Origin of the sequence: Brachybacterium sp. UMB0905 (assembly GCF_002871795.1) — a bacterium.
Taxonomy (GTDB): domain Bacteria; phylum Actinomycetota; class Actinomycetes; order Actinomycetales; family Dermabacteraceae; genus Brachybacterium.
Genome location: NZ_PNHL01000036.1, coordinates 1 through 2,632, shown reverse-complemented (window position 1 = coordinate 2,632; position 2,632 = coordinate 1). Strand labels below are relative to the sequence as shown.

Below are 2,632 nucleotides of genomic sequence, written 5' to 3'. Positions count from 1 at the left end.
CCAGGCCAAAACCGAAGAACACGCAGATCAAGCCCAAGCAGCTTGATCAACCGTCAACAACTTGCGGGCAAGCCCATTGCCTTTGAACTCCTGGCTCCCCTGGCGGGCCAGGAGTTCATCACGCTCAGCTCGGGCCTCCTCCAGAGACGTGAACAGACTCTTCAAGGCCTGATCGGAGTTCGCGGCCCGGCGTTGTGCGCGAGCCCGGGCCACGGACTCGTCAGTGAGCTGCGCAAAGAACCAACCCAACACGTGCGCTTCACCCTGTGCCGCGTCGATGACACACGCGATGTCGCAGTGACCGCGACCACGCTTACGGTTCGCCATGCACCGATAGGCGTACTGCTGATACTTCTCTCCCGAGGCCCTCCTCCGCGTCTTGTTGTGGCCGTACAACCGATCACCACACTGGCAGAAAACCAAGCCCGTCAGCAGCCACTCATGCGACCCCCACGGTCGACGAGTGCGTGAGGTCTTCGCTTCCTCCAACCGCTTCTTCACCCGTAGCCAAGTCACCCAGTCACAGACGGGCTCTTGTGAAATGACCGGGTCACCTTTCGCATCACGCGCGATGTAGTCAAGCAAGTTGAGCTTCACACCGCGCTGATGCTCGGGCACCTGCCGCATCCGGTAGCCCACCATGCGCGGCGAAACCAGAGCACGATAGATCGTCGCTTCGTAGATCGGCGCGCCCTTGGCTGTAGTGATGCCGTACTCGGCCTTCCAGTAGTCCGCGATGCGTGCCAAGCTCACGCCGTCCAACACCAGTTCCACTGCACGCTTGAGAGCTGGATGCTCTACTGGATGAGGCACAAGTCGCACGCCGGTGCGGCCCTGTTCATCGGTCACCCGGGGACCTGGTATCCAACCAAGTGGCGGCCTTCCGCCATGATGGAAGCCCGCCTCGGCCAGGTGCCTCTTGGCAGCGAGCTGCCGCTCACTCATCGAGTCAGTCTCGACTTCCGCCATAAGAGCCTTGATCCCGGTGATCAACTTTGCGCCAGCTGTCGCCGTGTTCAGTTCCTGGTCACTGTCCTGGTGCGAGACCAAGTACACGCCAGCCTTCTGACACTGACCGATCCACTCGATGCACTTGGAGGCAACGCGGTTCGTCCGGTCCAGCTTCCAGAACGCCACCGCCTCGACCTTGCCAGCCTGGATGTCTTGATTCAGCTGCCGCCACCCCTTGCGATTGCGCACCGCGGAAGCACTTGCCGAATCGTTGTCGATGTACTCCCCCAGCACCGTCCAGCCACCTTCAGTGTTCAGCTTGCGGAGCAGATCGAGTCGCTGGCGTTCAATCGCGTCGGCGCCATCGCGGTGGTACTTCGACAGACGTAGGTAGAGGTAGATGCCCCGGGTGCCCTCAACAGGCTCCTCTGGACCGGTCTGGGTGAATGCCGGGTACACGACAGTTCGGGTCGCGCGTCCGGGACGTGGGTTCGCGGGTCGGTCGGTGATGGTCACGGTGCCTCCTGTGATCAGGAGGTGTACTTTCCATCACCGGACTCGTCCATGGGGAGTACTCCCCATGGGCCCGGCTGTGCCCTGCTCCGCCACCACCTACGATCGGTGGCATGAGCGAGCACGGTTCGTATCTGCCCGGCGGCGGAGGGCATCAGACGGGGCCTGACCCGTCGGGAGCGGCGGATTCCGGGTTCACCGCGGCAATGTCCCGCAATGAGCTGTTCGCCGATCTGTCCCTGCCGCGGCTCGAGCAGGTGCTGCAGCCTGGGGAGCGGGTGCTGCTGGCGCTGCCGGCGGTGGCGAGCGAGACCCCGAAAGCGCTGATCGTCACCGACTCCCGGGTGGTGCTCGCGCAGGTGACAGGACTGCGGAACCGACCGAAGACACTGCGCAGCGAGCCAGCTGGGCGGGTACGCCGCATCAGCTTCGGCGGCGGGGCGTTCTCGCGGGTGCACATTCACGTAGACGGGGCACGGGACATCCGCATGATGCCGCACCGCAAACACGATGCCGCCCGGTTCACCCGCGAGTTCGAGCAGCTGCTGCACGGTGGGGCGCCGCGCCCCTGAGCCGCACCGGCGCGGTGGGTCGATGCTCACGGCGGCGAGGGTGAGTGCCGGTTCCGCCTGTCTCCGCCACGGCCCTAAGGTGCTGTGTCTGCTACTTTCACGACACGCCGACGATCGACCATCGTGACCTGCGCAATCATGTGAGTGCCGTGCTGCGCCAGGTCGCAGCCGGGGCGCACGGGACTGCTGCACGGTTAGGTGACATCTGATCTGGCTTGCCTTCTGGGCGGCCTGGAGGAATGTGCACCATGCCCGCTCCCTACCCTCAGGAGTTCCGCGAAGACGTCGTGCGAGTGGCCCGGTCCAGTGAGGACGGCATCACGATCGCGCAGATCGCGAAGGACTTCGGCGTCCACGAGATGACGCTCCACAAATGGGCTCTTCACAGATGAGGGTGTAGGGACCGTCGGTGCGGCGGTGCCGGGATAGGCGTCGAGGTCCCCCGATGATGGAAGTTCCTAAGCTCGCCATCTGGAAGACCTCGACGTGCTCAACGCTACCTTCACCACGCCCGATCTTGATACTTTCTGCCAGCTCGACCGGCTGGGCCTGACCGTGACCGGGCAGCGGATCGAGCCACACCGATCGGTGCTGGA

At 64.0% G+C, this 2,632-nt stretch carries 3 protein-coding genes; 2 read left to right on the top strand and 1 reads right to left on the bottom strand.

Translation table 11 applies throughout. The features are described from left to right. Positions 1-27: 27 nt before the first annotated feature. Entirely contained in the window at positions 28-1,467 is a 1,440-nt protein-coding gene (locus tag CJ197_RS14725; RefSeq protein ID WP_102237473.1) for a recombinase family protein, read from the bottom strand. Between the two features lie 110 nt (positions 1,468-1,577). Here CJ197_RS14725 and CJ197_RS14720 point away from each other — a divergent pair, with 110 nt between their 5' ends. Further along, entirely contained in the window at positions 1,578-2,036 is a 459-nt protein-coding gene (locus CJ197_RS14720) for a hypothetical protein (protein ID WP_146007800.1), read from the top strand. Between the two features lie 248 nt (positions 2,037-2,284). Next, positions 2,285-2,428 (top strand): helix-turn-helix domain-containing protein, encoded by a 144-nt coding sequence (locus CJ197_RS15005; RefSeq protein ID WP_199173958.1) that lies wholly within the window; start codon positions 2,285-2,287, stop codon positions 2,426-2,428. The last annotated feature ends 204 nt before the right edge of the window (positions 2,429-2,632 follow it).